Raw genomic sequence first — 19,787 nt, 5'->3', positions numbered from 1 at the left:
AAAGACAGCATGTCTATATTTTCTATAGAAACCATCGTTCTTGTCCGGGGGCCATATGGAACACACGGCAAACGCGGAACAGCGCCAGGAGGTACTCACCAGGGCTGTCGCGCAGGCCGGGGCACGGCTCGGCATGAAACAGTCGGAGCTGGCCCGGGCCCTGGGGCTGAGCCCCGCTACAATCAGCCGCATGTACGCCGGTGGTTATTTCCTGGACGAGCGCACCAAGCACTGGGAGATCGCGGCCCTGCTGGTCCGTCTCTACCGGGGACTTGACGCCATCACGGCCGGCGACGAGCGTTCCCTTCGGGCCTGGATGCGCAATCCCAATGCCGACCTGCACGGTGTTCCGGGAGACCTGGTGGACAATGTGGCGGGGCTGGCTCGCGTAGTCGAGTATGTGGACGCACACCGCGCTCGCATCTGAAGCCGCGCCTGCGAACGGCGAGGGATGGCGGGTGGTGGAGCATCAGTACACCGTGTCTACCCGCAAGCTTGTGAGTACCCGGGACGAGCAGGAAGTGCTGGAGGCGATTCTGGAGGAGACCAAGCCCGCCTTTCCCGCCAATACGGCGCATTTGCATTACCTCCTCAAGACGCCGTTCCGCTATCCGCCGTCGCCCTTCGGTTCCCGGTTCCGTCGACCCCAGGAAGGCGAGGGCGTCTTCTACTGTGCCGAAGCCGTCCGCACCGGACTGGCCGAGTTCAGCTACTGGCGCCGACACTTTTTCGAGGCGTCCCCGGGCACACCGTTACCTGACGCCCACGAATCGCTCACGGTCTTCAGCGTCGCCTGGCGCACCCCGAGTCACCTGGACCTGACCCGTCCGCCGCTCAACAAGGATCGCGCCCAGTGGACCCACCCGGACGACTACACCGCCACCCGGGCGCTCGCTGCCGAAGCGCGACGAGCCGGTATCCAGGCCATCCGTTATGAATCTGTGCGCGACCCTCAGCGAGGCGCCAATCTGGTGCTCCTGGCCCCGGCAGTATTCACGCAGCGGAACCTCTTACCCAGCAAACCTGGTATCTCTACCTGGGCGCCAGCGAAAGCAACTGCATCCGGGCCGGCCGGGATGAGTCCTTTACCTTCCCGGCCTCATCCTCCGCCTGATCCGTCCCCCATAGGGTTCCGGTCAGCGAGAGGCGCCAGGCCGGGGCCCGGTGAGTTCCATTCGGATGTTCTCGCACATCCGGACAATGGCAACTGAGATCTCGGGCGAGAGGGCGGCTCCATCCTCGAGGCAGGCGGGCTCGATGCCGTGCACGATGACGTGCTGGGGAAGCTCGCCCAGGGAGCGGGCAAGTTCGACGGCTTCGGCGAGGCCGATACCGTGGGAGGAGTAGCGCGCGCCGCGCGGCAGGGGCTCGCGGGCATCCAGGCGGTGGAGGGTGCCGGGGGCGGCGCCGGTGACGATGGCATCGACTAGGATCACCGGGTCGTGGCCCTGCCACAGTTCCATGAGTTCGGCGGGTTCGCCGTGGCTCTTCGCGGTGGCGAGGCCCGGGGTATCGGCCAGCGCGTCCACCACGGCGTGGCCGATGCCGTCGTCGCCGCGCCAGGGGTTGCCGATACCGATCACTAGCGGGCCCTTTTCAGTACTCACGAGCTTTGTCCCACGATGCGATTCGCTTGCCGGATCGGTTCCCAGCAAGAGTGATGGTCTCCGGCCAGCCCTGGGATGCCCAGGCTCGCTGGAACACGCTCCGGTACAGGCGTAACCTGAAAGACTCCCATCCCTCGGGGACAGTGTCAGACATGCCGGGCGACGACTTCGAAACCATTCTTGACCAGGCGCGAGCGCTCCCGGACTCGGAGCGTGCACGGCTGGTGCATGATCTTCTGGAGACTCTGGAGGGGGCGCCGGACACCGGCGTCGCCTCGGCCTGGGAGCAGGAGATTGCCCGCCGCCTTGCGCAGATCGAGAGCGGGGACGCGGAAACCCTCTCGCGTGACGAACTCAATCGACGTTTGCGGGACCGGACCGGATGAGCATGGATGCCCATACTGGAGATCGTCGCCGCCGCGGCCGATGAAGCAGAAGCGGCGGCTGACTGGTACGAACACGAACAGCCCGGGCTCGGGCGGCAGTTTCGCGAGTCGCTGAACGCGGGCCTCGAACTGCTTGAAGACGGTCTGGTCTCCGGCAGCCCCATGCCGGGGCATCTGGGCCGGAAAGGCGTGCGCCGTCTGGTGTTGCGCCGCTTCCCGTATGACATCGTCTTCCTCGGGTCTTCCCGCCGCATCATCGTCCTTGCCTTTGCTCATCACGCACGGCGCCCCGGCTACTGGCGCTCCCGTATGAAACGGTAGACCCCGCGGGTCTCGGGAGGCCCTGGCGCGTCCCCCACCCTGAAGTGGCGCTCACTGGCGGTCGACGGTGAGGTCGAGGAAGTGGGTGGCGCAGGAGATGCAGGGGTCGTAGTTGCGGATGGCGACCTCGCAGTGGTGGCGCAGTTCGTCGTCCGGCAGGTGAAGGTGGCTCTGCACCAGTTCGCGCAGGTCGGCCTCGATGGTGGGCTGGTTGACCGAGGTGGGCGGGACGATCTTGGCGTCGGTGATAACGCCCGCGTCGTCGATGCTGTAGCGGTGGTAGCAGATGCCGCGCGGAGCCTCGGTGGCGCCGAAGCCGGTGCCGGCGCGCGGGGTGACCGGCAGCGCGGGTTCGGCCGGCGCGTCCCGGTAGCCGTCGACCAGGCGCAGGGCCTCCTCGAAGGCGAGCACGATCTCGATCATGCGCACCTGGATGCTGCGGAACGGGTTGCGGCAGGCCGCGCCCAGCCCGGCGCGCTCGGCCAGTTCGGCGGCGCGCGGGGTGAGACGTTCGCGGTTCAGGGCGAAGCGCGCCAGCGGGCCCATGAACACCGGTTCGCCGCTGTCGGAGCGGTGGCTGTGCAGGGCGTTGGAGTGGGCCACGTGCTCCTCGGTGAAGACGTCGTCGTAGTCGCGGATGGCGGCGTCCAGGCCGCTGGCGGAGCCGAGGCGGCCATGGGTGATGGGGTATTCGTCCGGGTGCACCAGCGACACGAACTCGTAGTCGCGTTCCAGGTTCGGGTAGTCGAGGGTGGAGAGGAACTCGGCCACCTCGCAGGACGCCTCCAGGCCCCAGGCCAGGTCCTCCCGCAGGCCGGCGACCTCGTCGGGCGTCGGCGTGCGGTAGAAGCCGCCGACGCGCAGGTTGACCGGGTGGATCTCGCGCCCGCCCAAAAGGCGCAGGATGGCGTTGCCGATCTTCTTGATGCGCAGGCCGTTGCGCACCATGTCCGGGTGGTCCTTCGCGGCGGTGACCGCGTCGGGATAGCCGAGGAAGTCCGGCAGGTGGAGCATGAACACGTGCAGGGCGTGGCTCTCGATCCATTCGCCGCAGTAGGCCAGCCGGCGCAGGTCCTGCAGCACGCCGTCCACGGTCACGCCGCAGACGTCCTCCATCGCCAGCGAGGCGCCCAGCTGGTAGGCGATCGGGCAGATGCCGCAGATGCGCGCGGTGATGTCGGGTGCCTCGCGGAAGTCGCGCCCGCGCAGGAAGCCCTCGAAGAAGCGCGGGGCCTCGAAAATCGACAGCTTTACCTCCTCCACGCGGTCGCCCTCGGTGCGCACGTACATCGCGCCCTCGCCCTCCACGCGCGCGAGGTAGTCGACTTCGATGGTGCGGGTCTCGCTCATGGTCCGTTTCCTGATTCTTCGCGCTCGCCCTCCTCGCGGAAGGCGTCGGCGCCGGCGTTGAAGGTGCGGTAGAAGCGCACGCGGGTGGCGCGCTCCATGCCGAGGGCCTCCAGCTGCCCGGACAGACCGGGCGTGTTGGGCGTCTCCTTGGGGCCGAAGCAGCCGTAGCAGCCGCGGTGGCAGCCGGGGCACAGCGCGCCGCAGCCGGCATGGGTGACCGGGCCCAGGCAGGGCGCGCCGTGGGCGACCATCACGCAGACCTGTCCCGCCCGCTTGCACTCCTCGCAGACGCTGGCGCTGGAGACCTGCGGGCGGCGGCCGTAGAGGAAGGCGCTGATGACCTCCAGCAGCTGGTACTTGTCGATCGGGCAGCCGCGCAGCTCGAAGTCCACCGGCACGTGCTGGCTGATCGCATCCGAGGTGGCCAGGGTCGAGATGTACTCCGGGTGGGCGTAGACCTGGCGGGTGAATTCCTCGACATCGGCGAAGTTGCGTAGGGCCTGAATGCCGCCGGCGGTGGCGCAGGCGCCGATGGTCACCAGGAACTTCGACGCGCGGCGGATCTCGCGGATCTCTTCGGCCGCCTCCGGCGTGGTGATCGAGCCCTCCACCAGCGTCAGGTCCCAGGGCCCGTCGATGCGTGTCCGGGTGGCCTCGGGGAAGTGCGCGATCCGGATCCGGTCGGTCACCGCCAGCAGCTCGTCCTCGCAGTCCAGCAGCGAGAGCTGGCAGCCGTCGCAGGAGGCGAACTTGAATACGGCAAGGGTCGGACGTTCGGCACTCATAGTTCGCGTATCCGGAAGGCCGGTTCCATCACCGGGTAGGGAAACACGGGCCCGTCGCGGCAGACGAAATGCGCGCCGATCTGGCAGTGCCCGCAAAAGCCCACCGCGCAGCGCATGTTGCGCTCCATGGAGACGTAGATGTCTTCCGGCTTCAGGCCACGGCGCTCCAGCGAGGACGCGGTGAAGCGCATCATCACCTCCGGGCCGCAGGTCATCGCCAGTGTGTTGCGCCGGTCGAAGCCGCCACGATCGACCAGCTGGGTGACCACGCCGACATCGCCGCGCCAGGCGGCCGTGCCACGATCCACGGTGATGCGCAGATCGATGTCGTCGCGCGCGCCCCAGGCCTCCAGCTCGTCACGAAAGATCATGTCACCGGGCGAGCGGGCGCCGTAACAGATCACCACATGGCCAAAGTCGTCGCGCCGTTCCAGCGCCGCATGGATCACCGGACGCAGCGGGGCCAGACCGATGCCGCCGGCGACCAGCACCAGGTCGCGGCCTCGGGCCTGCTCCACCGGCCAGGCGGTACCGAACGGGCCGCGCAGGCCGACCACCGCGCCGGGTCCCAGATCCTGCATCGTGCGGGTCACGCTGCCCACCGCGCGCGTGGTATGCACGATGCCGCCATCGCCCGTAATCGCGGATACCGAGATCGGCACCTCGCCCACGCCGAACAGGTAGAGCATGTTGAACTGCCCGGGCGCCGGCGGTGGCCCCGGGTCGACTCCCGGCTCGGGGTACAGCGTCCAGCTGAACACCTCGTTGCTGGCGACATCCGGGCGCACCGAATGGATGCGCCAGGGCTGCGGCGCCATCGCCTGTTCCGGCAGGGCGCTGTCGGCGCGGGGCTGCAGGGTCTCAGGTGCCATGCCCGGGCCCTCCGTGGCTGTAGATGTCCAGCGCCTGCAAACGCGCGGCCTGCAGCCGCTGCACGATCAGCGCGGAGAAATCTTTCATTAGCATGTAGCCGAACGCCGGGTCGGCCTCCATGTGTTCCCGCAGCACGCCGGCATCGAAGCGCAGGGTGTGCAGGTCGGTCAGGGCGCGCGCGTCGTAACTGGCACGGTACGGCGGCAGGAGCCAGGACCAGCCGAGGATGTCGCCGGGCCCCAGGGTCTGGAAGGTCACGCAGCCTTCGCGCAGCGGGCTCTCCAGCGCGACCTGGCCCTCTCGGATCAGCCAGAAGGTCTCCGTCGGCTCGTGGTCGCGCATCAGCCGCGTGTCCGCCGGGTAACTTAACTTCGCGGCGCACGCCGCCAGCAGGCGCCGGTGTTCCGGTTCCATGTCGGCGAAAAACGGCTGGTCTTCGAGGATCGCCAGCAGCTCGTTCATGCCCGTCCCTCCGGGTCGCGGCGCACGGCGGTCACCTCCTCGGTGATGTCGATGCCCACCGGGCACCAGGTGATGCAGCGTCCGCAGCCGACACAGCCGGAGGTGTCGAACTGGTCGTGCCAGGTGGCGAGCTTGTGGGTGATCCACTGGCGGTAGCGCGCGGCCACCGAGTCACGGTGCGGCCCGCCGACCAGGTGCGAGTGCTCCTGGTTGAAGCAGGAGTCCCAGCGCCGCACGCGCTCGGTGCGCTGACCTTCCAGATCGGGCACCTCCTCGACCTGGGAACAGAAACAGGTGGGGCAGACCAGGGTGCAGTTGGAACAGGACAGGCAGCGCTCGGCGGTCTCTTCCCAGCGCGGGTGCTCGAAGGCCCGGTTCAGCACCTCGCGCGCGTCGCCGGGCATCTCCCGGCCCATCTTTTCCGGGGCCTCGGCCCACACCTGTTCGGCCGCGGCCTGCTCGGCGTCCGTGGCCGGGCGCGGCTCCAGCCGCTCGAACATCGCGCGCCCCGCCTCGCTCCCCGCCTCGATGACCAGGAAATGCTGCGTGGCATCGATCACCTCGGTCAGGGCCAGGTCGAAGCCCTCGCGGGCGCGCGGTCCGGTATCCATCGAGGCGCAGAAGCACGTGGCGCCGGGCTCGGCGCAGTGGGCCGCGACCATGAACACGTCCCGACGCCGCGCTGCATAGCCGCGGTCCTGCACCGTCTGGCCGAGGAACACCCGGTCCTGCACGCCGATCGCCGCCAGCTCGCAGGCACGCATGCCGATGAACGCACGCGGCGACGCGTCGGATTCGCCCGGCTCGGTGGTGAAGCTGCCGTCCGCCTGGCGGGTCAGCCGGAACAGGGTCTCCTGCGGGGGAAACAGGTATTTCTTCCAGGAGTGCGGCCCGACCACATAGCCGAACAGGGCCGCGTCGTCACGCTCGCGCAGGCGGTAGTGGCCGGGGGCGTGCTCGTCCCCCCAGCCCGCCGGCAGGTCATCCAGGCCTTGCACGCGGTCGTAGACGATCGCCCCGTCGCGCCGCGTCGGACCCACCACCTCGTAGCCATCACCGGCCAGCAGGCGGATCAGCGTATCCACGGCTTGTGGGGCGATCACATGCATAGGTTGCTCCCGGACGCCCGCCGCAGGCAGCGCCGAAATCGATGCGTGCGGGTCAAAACATAGTGCGCCAATCACGGGGCACGATCCACCCGGGCGGTAACCTTTCCCGGTTATGCTGGAGTTTGGCCCAACCACTGTCCGGGGGATGCGATGAAGGTCGCCGTCTTCAGTACCCAGCAGCATGATCGCGAGCACCTGATACCGGCTCTGGTGGCCGCCGAATTGGTGCCGGTGGTGTACGCCGAGCGCCTGACTGCGGAGACGGTGCACCTGGCCCGGGGTGCGGATGCGGTCTGCGTATTCACCAACGACGACCTGCACCGCCGGGTGATTGACGGGCTGGCGGATCAGGGCATCCACGTGATCGCGCTGCGCTGCTCCGGGTACGACAATCTGGATGTGGCGCGGGCCCGCGAGCGCGGCGTGCGCGTGGGGCGGGTTCCGGCCTACTCCCCGAACGCGATCGCGGAGCATGCGGTCGCCCTGCTGATGACGCTGAACCGCCGGGTGCACCGGGCCTGGGACCGGACCCGGCGTGGCGATTTCCGACTCGACCACCTGACGGGCTTCGATCTGGTCGGGCGCACCGTGGGGGTGGTGGGGACCGGGCGGATCGGCCAGGCCTTCGCGCGGATCATGCTCGGCTTTGGCTGCCGGGTGCTCGCGCACGACCCGTACCCGAATGCGGAGCTGCAGGCCGCGGGAGTGGAGTATCGGGACCTGGATACGCTGCTGGCGGAGTCCTCGGTGGTGAGCCTGAGCTGCCCGATGACGCCGGAGAACCGGCACCTGATCAATGCCGACACGCTCGCGCGGATGCCGCGCGGGGCCTTCCTGATCAATACGGCGCGCGGGGCGCTGGTGGATACCGATGCCGCCGAGGTCGCGCTGGACTCCGGTCAACTGGGCGGATTTGCGCTGGATGTCTACGAGGCCGAGGCGGGGCTGTTCTTCCACGACTGGTCGCTGGCCGGTCTTCCGGACCGGCGCCTGGCGCGGCTAATGCAGCGCGACGATGTGCTGGTCACCGGCCACCAGGCCTTCCTGACCCACGAGGCGCTGACCAACATCGCCGACACCACCGTGGCCAACCTGACCACCCTGCACCAGGACCCGGACGCGCAACCCGAAGGCCGCGTCGTCTGAGGCATCTCCCCGCGATCAGAACGCGAGCTGGAAGCCCGCCCCCAGCCCCGCACAAACGAGGATCAGCGGGATGATCCCGACGCGAAAGCGGGCCAGGGCGATGAAGGCGGCGATGCCCAGCAGGGCGGAGAACCATTCGAAGGCGCCGTCAAAGCCGTCGGGCCACAGCACGTGCCAGGTGAAGAAGACCGCGAGGTTCACGATCACCCCGACCACCGCGGCGGTGATGCCGGTCAGCGGCCCCGTGAAGTGCAGATCCCCGCGCGTGCGTTCGACCAGCGGTGCGCCGACCAGGATGAACAGGAATGATGGCAGGAAGGTGAAGAAGGTTGCGACCAACGCACCCAGCACGGCCGCCAGAAAGACCTGATCCGGTCCCAGGAAGGCCTGGGTCCAGCCGCCAATGAAGCCTACGAACGTGACCACCATGATCAGCGGCCCTGGCGTGGCCTCCCCCAGTGCGATCCCGTCGATCATCTGCGCGGGACTCAGCCACCCATAGGTCTCCACCCCGCCCTGGTAGACATAGGGCAGGACCGCGTAGGCCCCGCCGAAGGTTACGAGTGCCGTTTGGGTAAAGAATTGCCCCATGCGGGTCAACGTGGCGTCCCAGCCGAACAGCGCGAGCAGGGCCCCGAACACGGCGGCCCACAGCCCCAGACCCACTACCAGAAAGCGAATCACCCGCGACCAGCGAAACTGCATCCAGGGGGCGGGTGGCGTGTCGTCATCCACCACCGCCGGGCCGCGCGACTCAACACCCCCGGTCCCGTGAGATTCGCCATTCTCGAAGCGCTGCGGCCAGACGCGGCTGCCCAGCCAGCCGAGGACCCCCGCCGTGATGATGATGTACGGGAACGGGACGTTGAGGGCGAAGATGGCCAGGAAGGCCGCGATGGCCATTAGCCACAGCAGGCCGTTATTGAGCACCCGTCCGCCGATACGCCAGCCGGCGTAGACAATGATCGCGACCACGGCCGGCTTGATGCCGTAGAACACCGCCTCCACCGCCGGCACATCGCCAAAGGCCAGGTAGACCCATGAAAGCCCGGCGATCAGGAATAGCGAAGGCAGGATGAACAGCAGCCCGGCCATCAGACCGCCGAAGGTCCCGTGCAGCAGCCAGCCGAGATAGGTCGCCAGCTGCTGCGCCTCGGGACCCGGCAGCACCATCGTGTAGTTCAGCGCATGCAGGAAGCGGTTCTCGGAGACCCAGCGGCGCCGCTCCACCAGCTCCTCGTGCATCATCCCGATCTGCCCGGCGGCACCGCCAAAGCTGATGAAGCCGAGTTTCAGCCAGTAGCGAAAGGCCTCGGCCCGAGTGGGCGGGTCGGGTCGTTGCGTCGCGGAGTGTCGGGGATCGGTCATTCGGTGTTGTGTCCGGATTGTTGTTCATAGGCCTGGCGGAGGTCGTGCAGCACCGGGGTCACGCGGGCCAGCAGGGCGTCGTCGTCCGCGCACTGCTGTTTGGCCCCGGTCAGGATGCTTTCGAAGCCCGCCGCCTCGGGGATGGGACGCCCCCCCACATCCAGGAAGTGCACCATCTCGGCCAGTCCGGCCAGACCGCTGTCGCGCTCCAGGCCGAAGGCGGCCAGCAGGACCTCGAAGGTGACGCGGTCGCCAACGTGGGTGAAGGCGGCCCCGTCGAAGTCGAAGCCCAGGGCCTCGGTCGGGCAGTCGGCCGGGGTGGGAATCCAGACGAAGCGGGCTTCCGGGTCGATGAATTCGCGGATCAGCCAGGCACTGGCGACCCGGTCCACCCACATGGCCGCGCGCGTGGCCCATAGCCGGCCCCGGTAGTCCGCCGGGTCCAGGCGGGGGATTCCGGAATCCGGCGCGGGCGATGGTTCGTCCGGCGAGAGCATCGACTGGGCTGCGGCTTCGAGCCGGGCCAGCTGGGCCTCCAGTGGGCCGCGTCCGGGGCCCGGGAAGTAATCGGTGCGGCGCAGCGGCTCCGCCTCGCGGTGGACCTGGCGCAGGCGCTTGAGCAGTTCGGCCTCGCCCAGTCCGGGCAGCTGGCCCAGCAGGGTCTCGGCGCTGGTCTGCAGCGTACGGTACTCGGCCTCGCGATCGAACAGGCTGCGGTAGTGCGCCTGCTCCTCGGCGCTGGCCGCCACCGGCAGGTGGTAGGCCTGGTTGCCTGCCGCCCGGGCGGATTCCGCCAGTTCCAGCAGAGCGTCGCGCAGATCCGGGCGATTGGGCAGCAGGTAGACGCCGTCGCGCAGCGTGGCGGCGCCCAGCGCCTTCAGCGCGCGCCAGAGCCGGACCCGGGTCGAGTCCTGCCCGCTCTGAAAGGCGAGGATGAGTAGTTGCCAGTCGGTATCCGGAAAATCCATGTTACAGGTATAGCAGTAACGTAACGTCCGTTACAACCAATGGCTTCCGGGCACAAGAAAGCCCGGCGCCTTGCGGGGCCGGGCCTCTTGGAAGGCGCTGACTTGATCGCGCGTCCGCGCTCGCGCCAGCGTCTAACTGACTGCAAAGGGCGTAGGGATCAGCCCTCGTTGTGGTAGCCGGTGATGCGCTCCACTTCGTTCTTCGCGCCCAGGACCACCGGTACGCGCTGGTGGATGCCTTCGGGGCTGATGTCCATGATGCGCTCGCGGCCGGTGGTGGCGGCGCCGCCGGCCTGCTCGATGATGAAGCTCATCGGGTTGGCCTCGTACATCAGGCGCAGCTTGCCGGCCGTGCCCTTGGCCTGCATCTTCGTGTCCATCGGGTACAGGAACACCCCGCCACGCGACAGGATGCGATGCACCTCGGCCACCATGGAGGCCACCCAGCGCATGTTGAAGTCCTTGCCGCGGGCGCCTTCCTTGCCGGCCAGGCATTCGTCGATGTAGCGCTTGACCGGGGCCTCCCAGAATCGGCTGTTGGACATGTTGATCGCGAACTCCTGGGTGTCTTCCGGGATCTGCACGCTGTCCTTGGTCAGCAGGAATTCACCGAAGTCCTTGTCCAGGGTAAACATCTTCACGCCCTGGCCGGTGGTCATCACCATCATGGTGGACGGGCCGTACAGGCAGTAGCCGGCGGCGACCTGCTTGGTGCCCGGCTGCAGGAAGTCCTCGGTCTTGGGATCGGTGACGCCCTCCGGGGCCTTCAGGATGGAGAAGATCGTGCCGACCGAAACGTTCACATCGATGTTCGAGGAACCGTCCAGCGGATCGAACAGCACCAGGTAGTGGCCGCGCGGCTCGTTGGCCGGCATCTCGCAGATCTCGTCCATCTCCTCGGAGGCCAGGCCAGCGGCGTGGCCATTGTGGCTCAGGCTCTCGATGAACACCTCGTTGGTGATGATGTCGAGCTTCTTCTGCGTCTCGCCCTGCACGTTCTCGGAGCCGGCGGAGCCGAGCACGCCGACCAGATCACCCTTGTCAACGAGGTCGGAGATCTTCTTGCACGCCACGGAGATGTCGTTCAGCAGACCGGTGAATTCGCCGGTCGCGCCCTGGATGCCGCGCTGGGTTTCGATGATGCAGTTGGTCAGAGTGGTACCGATATGCATGATGCAATCCTGATGCTGTTGTGAATCGGGCGACACGGCGCGAAATGGGGCACAGCAGCCCCGTCGCGGGGCGAACGGCCCCGGCGCGCCGGGTGTCAAAGGCGGCATAGTGTAGCAAAAGCACCCGGAGTGGCCGATCCACGGTACGGATCGTGGCGTGATCGGCCTGGCACTGTGTTTGCTCGGCCTTCGGGAACCAACAGGAAATGGAGGATTCGCATGCCGCAGAACGCGCTGTACGCCCAGTCGGGCGGAGTCACTGCCGTCATCAACGCCAGCGCCTGGGGGGTGATCGAGGCGGTGCGCGCCCACCCGGCCCATTTCGGCAAGATCTATGCGGCGCGCGACGGCATCCTGGGTGTGCTGCGCGAAGAGATCATCGACCTCGACCAGGAGGACCCGCTGACCCTCGCCGCCCTGCGCCATACGCCGGGCGGTGCGTTCGGTTCCTGCCGCTTCGATCTGGGTGACCCCGACAAGGACCCGCAACAATACGAGCGCCTGGTCGAGGTCTTCCGCGCCCATGACATCGGCACCTTCTTCTACAACGGCGGTGGCGGCTCCATGGATACCGCCTTGAAGATCGCAAAGATGGGCGAGCGCATGGGCTTTCCGATCAAGGCGATCGGCGTGCCGAAGACGATCGACAACGACCTTGCCGTAACCGACTCCAGCCCGGGGTTCGGCTCGGCCGCCAAGTTCATCGCCACGGCAGTGCGCGAGGCCAGCCTGGACGTCGAGTCCATGCACACCAGTTCCACCAAGGTGTTCGTGATGGAGGTGATGGGTCGGCATGCCGGCTGGCTGGCGGCCGCCGCGGCGCTGGCGCAGGAGTTCGACGGTCAGCCGCCGATGCTGATCCTGTTCGCCGAGGTCCCGTTCGACCAGGACGACTTTCTGGAGCACCTGAACCGCACCATCGAGCGCCACGGCTACTGCGTGGTGGTCGTCTCCGAGGGCATCAAGAACCCGGACGGGGAGTTGTTCTCGGTCGCGCAGAGTCACGACGTGTACGCCTATACCCAACTCGGCGGTGCCGCCCCGCGCCTGGCCGAACTGATCCGCGAGAAGACCGGCCACAAGCTGCACTGGGCCGTGGTGGACTATATCCAGCGCGCCTCGCGCCATATCGCATCGAAGGTGGACGTTGAGCAGGCCTATGCCTGCGGGCGCGCGGCGGTGGAGGGGGTGGTGGCCAGCGAGGACGCCTTCATGCCGATCATTCGCCGGGACTCCAACCAGCCGTACCGCTGGAGCATCGGCTTTACCCCGCTGGAGACCGTCGCGGACATCGAGCAGGGCATGCCGCGCAACTACATCACCCCGGATGGCTACGGCATCACCCAGGCCGCGCGCGACTACCTGCGCCCGCTGATACAGGGCGAGGATGCCCCGCCATTCGAACGGGGCCTGCCCTGCTACCCGCGCATCCGCGGCGAGCTGTTGCCAAAACGCTGCCCGCCATTCGACGTGAAGACCGAGTAGATACGCGGACTACGGACCCTAAGGCCTCCCGGGGGTACAGCAAGCACCGGGGCCCTCCTGCTGGATCGGCGGACAGGGCACGGACCCGTAGGAACAGAAGACGCAGCAATCCCCCGGCAACGGCCTCAGCAGGGCACCGTAGCCGGTGCACTCATAGAACCACTGGCAGGCATCGGTGGGCATCGTCTCGGTCTTCTGATGGCCGCACTCCGGGCAGGTCAGGGTCGAGTCGGGGCTGATCTCGTTCATATGCGTTTCAGGTCGGTTTGCGAAGATAGGGTGCAAGGTCCGGGCGGTCATACGAAAAACCCCGCCGGACGACCGGGATCGGCACAAAACGGGCGGTTCCGGAGTCTACAGCACTGCAAGCCCGCGCAAGACGGGCGCCAACACCGGATACCGGATGGAGGAAACGATGTACACGCGAATCCTGAACCGCACGCTTGCCCTGTCAGCCGCCAGCGTCCTGGCCGCCGCATTCCTGGCGCCAGGCCAGGTCGCCGCGCAGGGCGCCTATTTCGCGCCGGCCGATGGCTCGCCGGACGAGGTCACCTTCGAATACCGCATGCGCGAGTACGGCTGTGCCAACGTGCGCGGCCAATGGCGGGCGACCAACAACACCGACGACTGGCTGGAGGTGCGCGTCACCAAGACCGCCTACAACTGCCCGGGCGAACTGGAAGACGACGTGCGCACGACCACCCGCCTGTGGCGCACGTTGGCACCGGGGGCCACCGAGAACCGGACCCGCGACAACTCCGTCTGCGGCGGCGCCTGGGCGCGCGGGGTCGAGGTCCTGGAATACGAGATCAACGTGGTCGACGCCCCCGAGGAGAGCTGACAGGTGTGATACCGGCCGCGAATTTTCTTCGCGGCCGGTCGCTTTGGGCCCCGGCACGCTAAACTCGGTACTGTCATCCACCCCTCTCAAGGAGTCTGTCCATGCGCGTCCCTTCGTTTCGCCAAGTCCTGTCCGCCCCCGCGGCCTTTCTGGTCGCGCTGACTCTGACCCTGCTGCCCGCCACCCCGGCCTTCGCCGGCGTGGGCATGCTCGATACCGGCAGCATGATCCAGCAGGCCAGCGCCGACGACACCCGCGCCCAGTTGCTGGAACAGCTCAATGACGCCGATGTTCGTGCCCAGTTGATCGAGATGGGGGTCGACCCCGAACGGGCCGAGCAGCGCGTGGCGCGTCTGACCGACGAGGAACTCGCCCGCCTGGAAGCGCACATGGAAACCGACCCGGCCGGTGCCGCCAGCGCCCTCGGTGTGGTCGCCATCGTGTTCGTGGTGTTCGTGATCCTCGATGCGGTCGGCGTGACCGACATCTTCTCGTTCGTGGGTCCGGCGCGCGCCAACCGCTGACGCGGTCATGGCATCGTGGAACCGACGGCGAGCCTCCGGGCTCGCCGTTCTTGTGTTCGGCCTGGTGATGGGCGCATTCGCCCTGGGCGGTTGCGCCACCGCGCCGCAGAGCGCGAGCCTGGCGAGCGAGCGCCCGGCCGACCTGCCGACCCGCGTGGAACTGACGGACACGCCCTTCTTCCCGCAGGAGCAATACCAGTGCGGCCCCGCCGCCCTGGCCACGGCCCTGAACGCCCGCGGCATCGACGCCGCGCTGGACGACCTGATCGAGGAGGTCTACCTCCCCGGCCGCGAGGGCAGTCTCCAGGCCGAGATGCGCGCGGCGGTGCGGGCCCGCGACCAGGTCGCCTACCGCATCGAGCCGCAACTGGAAACCGTCCTGCGCGAAGTGGCCGCCGGCAACCCGGTGGTGGTGTTCCAAAACCTCGGCGTGGCCCTGATCCCGGAATGGCACTTCGCGGTGGTGATCGGCTATGACCTGGAAGATCGCGAGATCTTCCTGCGCAGCGGCCCCATCCAGCGCCATGTGAACTCGTTTGCCCGCTTCGAGCGGACCTGGGCCCGCGGGGAACGCTGGGCCTTCTTGGTGATGGCACCGGACACCCTGCCGGCAACGGCCACGCCCCTGCGCTGGCTGCGAGCGGTCAACGAGCTGGAGCAGACCGGACGCCTCGCGGCGGCCGCCACTGGCTATGAAACGGCGATGGAGCGCTGGCCCGACGAGGCCATCCCCTATGTGGGCCGGGCCAACGTGGCGTTTGCCCAGGGCGACCTGACCACGGCCGAGGACGCCCTGCGGAACCTCGTGGAGCGTGATCCGGCGCGTCACGAAGGGTGGAACAACCTGGCGCATGTACTGATCGCCCGCGAGTGCGGTGAGCAGGCGCGCGAGGCGGCAAGCTGCGCGGCCGGTCTGGCGGGGCCGGGCAGCTACGCTCGCACCCTCGGTGCGGCGGCGGATGCGCCGGACACTGGGGCCGAATGCCGCGCCCTGCCGCCTTGTGCCGCGACGATGGACTCCGCGGCTTTACCGGAGCGCGATTAGGCGGGTGCACGCTTGCGCGGCGCACGCCGGTCCTCTCCGGCCGGGGCGTGTGCGGCGCGCCTACTTGCGCTTCTCGAGCGTCTGTTCAGCGTGCTTGAGGACCAGGCCCAGGTTCTGTTTCTCGACGTCCGTGACCTGCGGGTCTTCCTTCACGGCGTGGCGCAGGTGTTCCACCAGTTGCGCCAGTTCGTCGCGCGAGATCTGGTGAAAATTGAAGCCGCCACCGTAGCGGGACTCGAGCTGATCCCAGTAGTCGGCAAGCGGAGGGCGGTAGTCGTCACTCATGGGGCATTCCCTGGTTGCGGTGCGGCGGGCGCATTTTGTCTGCTTGCGGTGCTTGGGGTCTAATGGGGGCTTTCCCGGCCGGCCTTTCGCCCATGTCCGTTACCGCTATCTACCCCGGCACCTTCGATCCCATCACGCATGGTCACACCGATATCGTGCGCCGGGCCGCCCGCCTGTTCGATCGCGTAGTGATCGCGGTGGCCGCCAATCCCAACAAGGGCCCGGCCTTCCCGCTGGAGACGCGTGTGGCCCTGGCCCGCGAGGCCGTGGGCGAGATCCCCGGCGTCGAGGTGCAGGGGTTCAACGTACTGCTGGCGCATTTTGTCCACGCCCAGCGCGCCAACGTGATCCTGCGCGGTTTGCGGGCGGTGTCCGACTTCGAACACGAATTCCAGCTGGCGGCGATGAACCGCCAGCTGGCGCCGGAGGTCGAAACCCTGTTCCTGACACCGGCCGAGGAATACAGCTTCGTCTCCTCGAGTCTGGTACGGGAAATCGCCCGTCTGGGCGGCGACGTCTCAAAATTCGTGAGCCCCGGCGTGGCGCGCATGCTGGCCGAACAAAACGGCCTGGAGCGCTAGCGGCCGGGCCCTGCGACTGGATACGAGGATTGGCCCATGGCCCTGATGATCACCGACGAATGCATCAACTGCGATGTCTGCGAGCCCGAGTGCCCGAACGAGGCCATCTACCCGGGTGACGAGATCTACGAGATCGACCCCAATCTGTGCACGGAATGTGTTGGGCACTTCGACGAGCCGCAGTGCCAGGATGTCTGCCCGGTCGACTGCATCCCGCTGGACCCGGATCACAAGGAGACCCGAGAACAGCTCCAGGCCAAGTATGAAGCCCTGATGGCCGCGAAGTAGGCAACCTCGTGGACTGGCATCGACCCCTCCAGCGCGGCGCCGTCCTTGTCACCCTGGCACTGGCCGCCCCGCTGGCCTGGGCCGGGCCCGGGCAGCATGCGGTGGCCACTGCCCACCCCGCGGCCACCGAGGCCGGCGAGGCCGTGCTGCGCGACGGCGGCAATGCCTTCGACGCCGCCGTGGCCATCACCGCCGCGCTGGGCGTGGCCGAACCCTATGGCTCCGGCCTCGGGGGCGGCGGGTTCTTCCTGCTGTACGAGGCCGACTCGAACCGCAGCGTGATGGTCGACGCCCGCGAGACCGCCCCGGCCGCGGCGCATCGCGACATGTACCTGGATGCGGAAGGCGAGGTGGTCGACGGACTGTCGCTGGACGGCGTGCTGGCGGCGGGCATCCCCGGCATGCCGGCCGGCCTCGATCACCTCGCGCGGAACTACGGGCGTCTGTCGCTGGCGGACAGCCTGGCCCCGGCGATCCGTCTGGCCGAAGACGGTGTCCCCGTCAGCGGTCGCTATCGGCAGATGGCGGGGTTCCGCCACCAGGCCCTGCGCGACGGGGCAGACGCGCGCGGCATCTACCTGGACGACGGCCAGCTGCCGGACGAAGGGACGCCCCTGCGCCAGCCGGATCTGGCCGCAACCCTGCGGCGCCTGGCGGACGCCGGCCGCGACGGGTTCTATACCGGCGAACTGGCCGAGCAGCTGGTCGCGGGGGTGCGCGAGGCGGGCGGGATCTGGACGCTGGACGACCTCGCCGGTTACGCGGTGGTCGAGCGCGACCCGATCCGACTCGACTACCGCGGGGCCGAGATCACCACGGCATCCCCGCCATCCTCCGGGGGGGTGGCACTGGGGCAGATCCTGAACATCCTTTCATTCTATGACCTCGAGGCACTGGCGCCGGACATGCGCGCCCATCTGACCATCGAGGCCATGCGCCGCGCGTACCGCGACCGCGCCGAGTACCTGGGCGATCCGGATCACGTCGAGATGCCGCTGGAGCGGCTGCTGTCGCGCGACTACGCCGCCGGGCTGCGCGCCACCATCCATCCGGACACGGCCACCCCCAGCCGCTACCTGCCGCTGTCGGTGGATCCGAAGGCCGACCACCCGGAGGCCGCCGCCACCGAGAGCCGCCAGACGACGCATTTCTCCGTGATCGATGCCGAGGGCAACCGCGTCGCGGCCACCCTGACCCTCAACTACCCCTTCGGCGCCGGCTATGTGGTGCCCGGCACCGGTGTGCTCCTGAACAACGAGATGGACGACTTCTCGGCGAAACCGGGCGAACCCAACGCCTACGGCCTGGTCGGCTTCGAGGCCAACGCCATCGCGCCGCAGCGCCGGCCGCTGTCGAGCATGAGCCCGACCTTCGTCGACACCGGCGAGCGGGTGGCGATCCTGGGGACGCCCGGGGGCAGCCGTATCATCACCATGGTGCTGCACGGCATCCTCGGGGTGCTCGAGGGACAGTCCATCGAGGATGTGGTGGCGGCTCCGCGCTATCACCACCAGTACCTGCCGGACCGGGTCGAGCACGAGACCGGCGCCTTTGATGCCGAGTTGCGCGGCCAGCTGGTCGCGCGCGGGCACCAGCTGGTGCCTCAGGTCCGCCCGTTCGGCGACATGCACGCCATCCTGTGGGAGCCCGAGGCCGACCGTCTGGAGGCCGCCTCCGACCCGCGCGGTGAGGGCGAGGCGCGCGTCTTTCAGCCCCGGTAACCCTCATTGTGGAAGGAACGCGGCGGTCGCGGGGTACCCCGAGAGCTCGCCACGTCGCTGTGCGACTCGCGATGACGGGGGATAGCGGCGACGAATACGTTCAGGGGCGCGCCGAATGCCACCCACGCAAAAAGCCGCGCCCGTTTGCGGGGCGCGGCTTCGCGATTCAGCTATCCGCGGCCGGCGCGAGGCCGGCCAGATGGCCGGGGGCTTAGCCCTGGGCCAGGTCGCGGATGCGGGCGTTCAGACGGCTCTTGTGACGCGCCGCCTTGTTCTTGTGGATCAGGCCCTTGCTCACGGTCTTGTCGATCACCGGCACGGCCGACTTGTAGGCCTCGGCGGCAGCCTGGGCATCGCCCTTGTGCAGCGGCTTCAGCACGGCCTTCATGGCCGTACGGAAACGGGAGCGCAGCGCCATGTTGTGGGCGCGGTTCTTGACCGCCTGACGGGCCCGCTTACGGGCAGAAGCAATATTCGCCAAAGTACTTCCCTCGCGTTGAATCGCTAGGTTCTGGAAAAGGCGGCAGAGCATACCGCCGGGCCGGCTGGGCGTCAACCGGGAGCAGGGCGTGGCGGGAATGACAGAGGGGTTCCGGGGCGTCTACTCTAGAAAGAAACAACACCATACAAAGGAGACCACGATGAACCGCTTTCCCCGGACCCTTCAAACCACCTCGGCAACCGCCGCGGGCATGGCCCTCCTGCTGGCCACCCTGCTGGTCGCGAGCCTGGCCTTCATGCCCCATGCCAAGGCCTTCGAGCCGGAGGCCAAGGTGGTCTATCACGCCGACTTCGCCGACCCGCGCCGCTTCTCCGCGATGCTGACCAGCATCAATAACATGATGACGCACTACCAGAACGAGTTCATCGACGCCGACGTGCGCATCGTGTTCGTGGCCCACGGCATCCGCTTCCTGACCGACGACAATCTCGCCGATACGCCGTTCGAGGCCGACGAGGAGCTGAAGGAAGAGCGCGAGACCCTGCGCGGCCGCCTGATGAGCCTCGCAAGCACCCATGGCGTGAAGCTGGAACTGTGCGAGATCACCCGCTCGCAGATCGGCCTCGACGAGGATCTGATCTACGACCACGTGAATTTCGTCCCCTCGGGCGTGGTGCGCGTGGCCGAACTGCAGAACGAGGAAGGCTTCGCCTACATCAAGATCGAGTGATCGCCGTTCGGCTTGATGCTCACAAGCCCCGCCTCGGCGGGGCTTTTTTGTGTCACCACGAAGCGCACGAAGATACGAAGGGGATCAAGGGCGTTTGCACCACAGAGGGCACAGAGGACACGGAGAAACCCCGCGAAGAGGGGCAGGATGTGGCGAGCGCAGCGAATCGCATCGTGTCGCTATTGAGTACGTCATCGCGAGAAGCGAAGCGACGTGGCGATCGGGTTGGGAGTCCCGCCAGTGTTAACGAAAAGATTGCCGCCTACGCTCACAATGCCAGCCCTATTAATCCAGCCCT

Annotated in this window: 25 protein-coding genes; 13 read left to right on the top strand and 12 right to left on the bottom strand. The window is 67.8% G+C overall.

What is annotated here, in order from left to right:
• The first annotated feature begins 55 nt into the window (after nt 1-55).
• Both F627_RS0100600 and F627_RS16100 read left to right on the top strand, forming a co-directional pair.
• Nucleotides 56-427 carry an antitoxin Xre/MbcA/ParS toxin-binding domain-containing protein gene (locus F627_RS0100600; RefSeq protein WP_019582984.1) on the top strand — a complete coding sequence of 124 codons (372 nt, stop codon included), beginning with the start codon at nt 56-58 and terminating at the stop codon, nt 425-427.
• Complete coding sequence (locus tag F627_RS16100) at nt 399-1,211, top strand: RES family NAD+ phosphorylase (RefSeq protein WP_231370122.1); 813 nt, start codon at nt 399-401, stop codon at nt 1,209-1,211. The genes F627_RS0100600 and F627_RS16100 overlap by 29 nt, the downstream gene beginning before the upstream one ends.
• On the opposite strand, the gene F627_RS0100595 is transcribed toward F627_RS16100, so the two are convergent.
• On the bottom strand, nt 1,137-1,583 hold the full coding sequence (locus tag F627_RS0100595) for a hydrogenase maturation protease (RefSeq protein ID WP_019582983.1): 447 nt from the start codon (nt 1,581-1,583) through the stop codon (nt 1,137-1,139). The two genes, F627_RS16100 and F627_RS0100595, sit on opposite strands and share 75 nt — an antisense overlap.
• Before the next feature lie 176 nt (nt 1,584-1,759).
• Here F627_RS0100595 and F627_RS0100590 point away from each other — a divergent pair, with 176 nt between their 5' ends.
• Entirely contained in the window at nt 1,760-1,993 is a 234-nt protein-coding gene (locus tag F627_RS0100590; protein ID WP_026331982.1) for an addiction module protein, read from the top strand.
• 6 nt (nt 1,994-1,999) lie between these two features.
• The gene (locus F627_RS0100585) at nt 2,000-2,314 is read left to right on the top strand and encodes a type II toxin-antitoxin system RelE/ParE family toxin (protein WP_019582981.1); all 315 of its coding nucleotides are present in this window, start codon (nt 2,000-2,002) and stop codon (nt 2,312-2,314) included.
• A 51-nt stretch (nt 2,315-2,365) separates the two neighbouring features.
• On the opposite strand, the gene F627_RS0100580 is transcribed toward F627_RS0100585, so the two are convergent.
• From F627_RS0100580 to F627_RS0100560, 5 genes are read right to left on the bottom strand one after another with little or no spacing between them, the layout of a single operon-like run.
• On the bottom strand, nt 2,366-3,664 hold the full coding sequence (locus F627_RS0100580; RefSeq protein WP_019582980.1) for a Ni/Fe hydrogenase subunit alpha: 1,299 nt from the start codon (nt 3,662-3,664) through the stop codon (nt 2,366-2,368).
• Nucleotides 3,661-4,449 carry an oxidoreductase gene (locus tag F627_RS0100575; protein WP_019582979.1) on the bottom strand — a complete coding sequence of 263 codons (789 nt, stop codon included), beginning with the start codon at nt 4,447-4,449 and terminating at the stop codon, nt 3,661-3,663. The genes F627_RS0100580 and F627_RS0100575 overlap by 4 nt, the downstream gene beginning before the upstream one ends.
• Nucleotides 4,446-5,321, bottom strand: coding sequence for an FAD/NAD(P)-binding protein (locus F627_RS0100570; protein WP_019582978.1), 876 nt, complete (start codon nt 5,319-5,321; stop codon nt 4,446-4,448). The genes F627_RS0100575 and F627_RS0100570 overlap by 4 nt, the downstream gene beginning before the upstream one ends.
• Nucleotides 5,311-5,784, bottom strand: a complete 474-nt coding sequence (locus F627_RS0100565; protein WP_019582977.1) for a cyclic nucleotide-binding domain-containing protein — start codon at nt 5,782-5,784, stop codon at nt 5,311-5,313. The genes F627_RS0100570 and F627_RS0100565 overlap by 11 nt, the downstream gene beginning before the upstream one ends.
• Complete coding sequence (locus tag F627_RS0100560) at nt 5,781-6,893, bottom strand: sulfite reductase subunit A (protein ID WP_019582976.1); 1,113 nt, start codon at nt 6,891-6,893, stop codon at nt 5,781-5,783. The genes F627_RS0100565 and F627_RS0100560 overlap by 4 nt, the downstream gene beginning before the upstream one ends.
• Before the next feature lie 150 nt (nt 6,894-7,043).
• On the opposite strand from F627_RS0100560, the gene F627_RS0100555 reads away from it, so the two are divergent.
• Nucleotides 7,044-8,039: a 2-hydroxyacid dehydrogenase gene (locus F627_RS0100555; protein WP_019582975.1), complete on the top strand. Its 996-nt coding sequence runs from the start codon at nt 7,044-7,046 to the stop codon at nt 8,037-8,039.
• A gap of 15 nt (nt 8,040-8,054) precedes the next feature.
• Here the strand turns inward: F627_RS0100555 and chrA are convergent, their stop codons facing one another.
• The 3 genes from chrA to F627_RS0100540 all read right to left on the bottom strand — a co-directional run bounded on the left by chrA (nt 8,055) and on the right by F627_RS0100540 (nt 11,547).
• Nucleotides 8,055-9,407 carry a chromate efflux transporter gene (chrA, locus tag F627_RS0100550; protein WP_019582974.1) on the bottom strand — a complete coding sequence of 451 codons (1,353 nt, stop codon included), beginning with the start codon at nt 9,405-9,407 and terminating at the stop codon, nt 8,055-8,057.
• Nucleotides 9,404-10,375, bottom strand: coding sequence for a chromate resistance protein ChrB domain-containing protein (locus F627_RS0100545; RefSeq protein ID WP_019582973.1), 972 nt, complete (start codon nt 10,373-10,375; stop codon nt 9,404-9,406). Before F627_RS0100545 ends, chrA begins: the two co-directional genes overlap by 4 nt.
• Before the next feature lie 158 nt (nt 10,376-10,533).
• On the bottom strand, nt 10,534-11,547 hold the full coding sequence (locus tag F627_RS0100540) for a class 1 fructose-bisphosphatase (protein ID WP_019558360.1): 1,014 nt from the start codon (nt 11,545-11,547) through the stop codon (nt 10,534-10,536).
• Between the two features lie 219 nt (nt 11,548-11,766).
• Here F627_RS0100540 and F627_RS0100535 point away from each other — a divergent pair, with 219 nt between their 5' ends.
• Nucleotides 11,767-13,032 carry a 6-phosphofructokinase gene (locus F627_RS0100535; RefSeq protein WP_018867920.1) on the top strand — a complete coding sequence of 422 codons (1,266 nt, stop codon included), beginning with the start codon at nt 11,767-11,769 and terminating at the stop codon, nt 13,030-13,032.
• 18 nt (nt 13,033-13,050) lie between these two features.
• Here the strand turns inward: F627_RS0100535 and F627_RS0100530 are convergent, their stop codons facing one another.
• Nucleotides 13,051-13,281 carry a GDCCVxC domain-containing (seleno)protein gene (locus F627_RS0100530; RefSeq protein WP_019582972.1) on the bottom strand — a complete coding sequence of 77 codons (231 nt, stop codon included), beginning with the start codon at nt 13,279-13,281 and terminating at the stop codon, nt 13,051-13,053.
• Between the two features lie 154 nt (nt 13,282-13,435).
• Here F627_RS0100530 and F627_RS0100525 point away from each other — a divergent pair, with 154 nt between their 5' ends.
• From F627_RS0100525 to F627_RS0100515, 3 genes are all read left to right on the top strand, one after another.
• A complete protein-coding gene (locus F627_RS0100525; protein WP_019582971.1) occupies nt 13,436-13,873 on the top strand; it encodes a hypothetical protein in 438 nt (145 codons plus the stop codon).
• Between the two features lie 101 nt (nt 13,874-13,974).
• Nucleotides 13,975-14,397 (top strand): PA2779 family protein, encoded by a 423-nt coding sequence (locus F627_RS0100520; RefSeq protein WP_018877011.1) that lies wholly within the window; start codon nt 13,975-13,977, stop codon nt 14,395-14,397.
• 67 nt (nt 14,398-14,464) lie between these two features.
• A complete protein-coding gene (locus F627_RS0100515; RefSeq protein ID WP_051081472.1) occupies nt 14,465-15,442 on the top strand; it encodes a PA2778 family cysteine peptidase in 978 nt (325 codons plus the stop codon).
• Nucleotides 15,443-15,502: 60 nt separating this feature from the next.
• Here F627_RS0100515 and F627_RS0100510 read toward each other — a convergent pair whose 3' ends face one another.
• Nucleotides 15,503-15,727, bottom strand: coding sequence for a hypothetical protein (locus tag F627_RS0100510; RefSeq protein ID WP_018877013.1), 225 nt, complete (start codon nt 15,725-15,727; stop codon nt 15,503-15,505).
• Between the two features lie 92 nt (nt 15,728-15,819).
• Here F627_RS0100510 and coaD point away from each other — a divergent pair, with 92 nt between their 5' ends.
• The 3 genes from coaD to ggt are packed head-to-tail and all read left to right on the top strand — an operon-like array spanning nt 15,820 to nt 18,317.
• On the top strand, nt 15,820-16,308 hold the full coding sequence (gene coaD / locus F627_RS0100505; protein ID WP_018867926.1) for a pantetheine-phosphate adenylyltransferase: 489 nt from the start codon (nt 15,820-15,822) through the stop codon (nt 16,306-16,308).
• A gap of 36 nt (nt 16,309-16,344) precedes the next feature.
• Nucleotides 16,345-16,596 carry a YfhL family 4Fe-4S dicluster ferredoxin gene (locus F627_RS0100500; RefSeq protein WP_017942992.1) on the top strand — a complete coding sequence of 84 codons (252 nt, stop codon included), beginning with the start codon at nt 16,345-16,347 and terminating at the stop codon, nt 16,594-16,596.
• Nucleotides 16,597-16,604: 8 nt separating this feature from the next.
• The gene (gene ggt / locus F627_RS0100495) at nt 16,605-18,317 is read left to right on the top strand and encodes a gamma-glutamyltransferase (protein WP_019582969.1); all 1,713 of its coding nucleotides are present in this window, start codon (nt 16,605-16,607) and stop codon (nt 18,315-18,317) included.
• 211 nt (nt 18,318-18,528) lie between these two features.
• On the opposite strand, the gene rpsT is transcribed toward ggt, so the two are convergent.
• Nucleotides 18,529-18,798, bottom strand: a complete 270-nt coding sequence (gene rpsT, locus F627_RS0100490; RefSeq protein WP_018880926.1) for a 30S ribosomal protein S20 — start codon at nt 18,796-18,798, stop codon at nt 18,529-18,531.
• 160 nt (nt 18,799-18,958) lie between these two features.
• On the opposite strand from rpsT, the gene F627_RS0100485 reads away from it, so the two are divergent.
• Entirely contained in the window at nt 18,959-19,489 is a 531-nt protein-coding gene (locus F627_RS0100485; protein ID WP_018867929.1) for a DsrE family protein, read from the top strand.
• The last annotated feature ends 298 nt before the right edge of the window (nt 19,490-19,787 follow it).

The sequence above is a fragment of the Thioalkalivibrio sp. ALE16 genome, from assembly GCF_000381305.1.
Classification (GTDB): domain Bacteria; phylum Pseudomonadota; class Gammaproteobacteria; order Ectothiorhodospirales; family Ectothiorhodospiraceae; genus Thioalkalivibrio.
Note: the sequence above shows the minus strand (reverse complement) of the source record. Positions and strands in the feature narration are given on the sequence as shown.

Bases quoted from the DNA above. Each gene is read 5' to 3' on its own strand.
- F627_RS0100600 (WP_019582984.1), top strand. From the start codon at position 56: ATGGAACACACGGCAAACGCGGAACAGCGCCAGGAGGTACTCACCAGG.
- F627_RS16100 (WP_231370122.1), top strand. From the start codon at position 399: ATGTGGACGCACACCGCGCTCGCATCTGAAGCCGCGCCTGCGAACGGC.
- F627_RS0100590 (WP_026331982.1), top strand. From the start codon at position 1,760: ATGCCGGGCGACGACTTCGAAACCATTCTTGACCAGGCGCGAGCGCTC.
- F627_RS0100585 (WP_019582981.1), top strand. From the start codon at position 2,000: ATGCCCATACTGGAGATCGTCGCCGCCGCGGCCGATGAAGCAGAAGCG.
- F627_RS0100580 (WP_019582980.1), bottom strand. From the start codon at position 3,664: ATGAGCGAGACCCGCACCATCGAAGTCGACTACCTCGCGCGCGTGGAG.
- F627_RS0100575 (WP_019582979.1), bottom strand. From the start codon at position 4,449: ATGAGTGCCGAACGTCCGACCCTTGCCGTATTCAAGTTCGCCTCCTGC.
- F627_RS0100570 (WP_019582978.1), bottom strand. From the start codon at position 5,321: ATGGCACCTGAGACCCTGCAGCCCCGCGCCGACAGCGCCCTGCCGGAA.
- F627_RS0100565 (WP_019582977.1), bottom strand. From the start codon at position 5,784: ATGAACGAGCTGCTGGCGATCCTCGAAGACCAGCCGTTTTTCGCCGAC.
- F627_RS0100560 (WP_019582976.1), bottom strand. From the start codon at position 6,893: ATGCATGTGATCGCCCCACAAGCCGTGGATACGCTGATCCGCCTGCTG.
- F627_RS0100555 (WP_019582975.1), top strand. From the start codon at position 7,044: ATGAAGGTCGCCGTCTTCAGTACCCAGCAGCATGATCGCGAGCACCTG.
- chrA (WP_019582974.1), bottom strand. From the start codon at position 9,407: ATGACCGATCCCCGACACTCCGCGACGCAACGACCCGACCCGCCCACT.
- F627_RS0100545 (WP_019582973.1), bottom strand. From the start codon at position 10,375: ATGGATTTTCCGGATACCGACTGGCAACTACTCATCCTCGCCTTTCAG.
- F627_RS0100540 (WP_019558360.1), bottom strand. From the start codon at position 11,547: ATGCATATCGGTACCACTCTGACCAACTGCATCATCGAAACCCAGCGC.
- F627_RS0100535 (WP_018867920.1), top strand. From the start codon at position 11,767: ATGCCGCAGAACGCGCTGTACGCCCAGTCGGGCGGAGTCACTGCCGTC.
- F627_RS0100530 (WP_019582972.1), bottom strand. From the start codon at position 13,281: ATGAACGAGATCAGCCCCGACTCGACCCTGACCTGCCCGGAGTGCGGC.
- F627_RS0100525 (WP_019582971.1), top strand. From the start codon at position 13,436: ATGGAGGAAACGATGTACACGCGAATCCTGAACCGCACGCTTGCCCTG.
- F627_RS0100520 (WP_018877011.1), top strand. From the start codon at position 13,975: ATGCGCGTCCCTTCGTTTCGCCAAGTCCTGTCCGCCCCCGCGGCCTTT.
- F627_RS0100515 (WP_051081472.1), top strand. From the start codon at position 14,465: ATGGGCGCATTCGCCCTGGGCGGTTGCGCCACCGCGCCGCAGAGCGCG.
- F627_RS0100510 (WP_018877013.1), bottom strand. From the start codon at position 15,727: ATGAGTGACGACTACCGCCCTCCGCTTGCCGACTACTGGGATCAGCTC.
- coaD (WP_018867926.1), top strand. From the start codon at position 15,820: ATGTCCGTTACCGCTATCTACCCCGGCACCTTCGATCCCATCACGCAT.
- F627_RS0100500 (WP_017942992.1), top strand. From the start codon at position 16,345: ATGGCCCTGATGATCACCGACGAATGCATCAACTGCGATGTCTGCGAG.
- F627_RS0100485 (WP_018867929.1), top strand. From the start codon at position 18,959: ATGAACCGCTTTCCCCGGACCCTTCAAACCACCTCGGCAACCGCCGCG.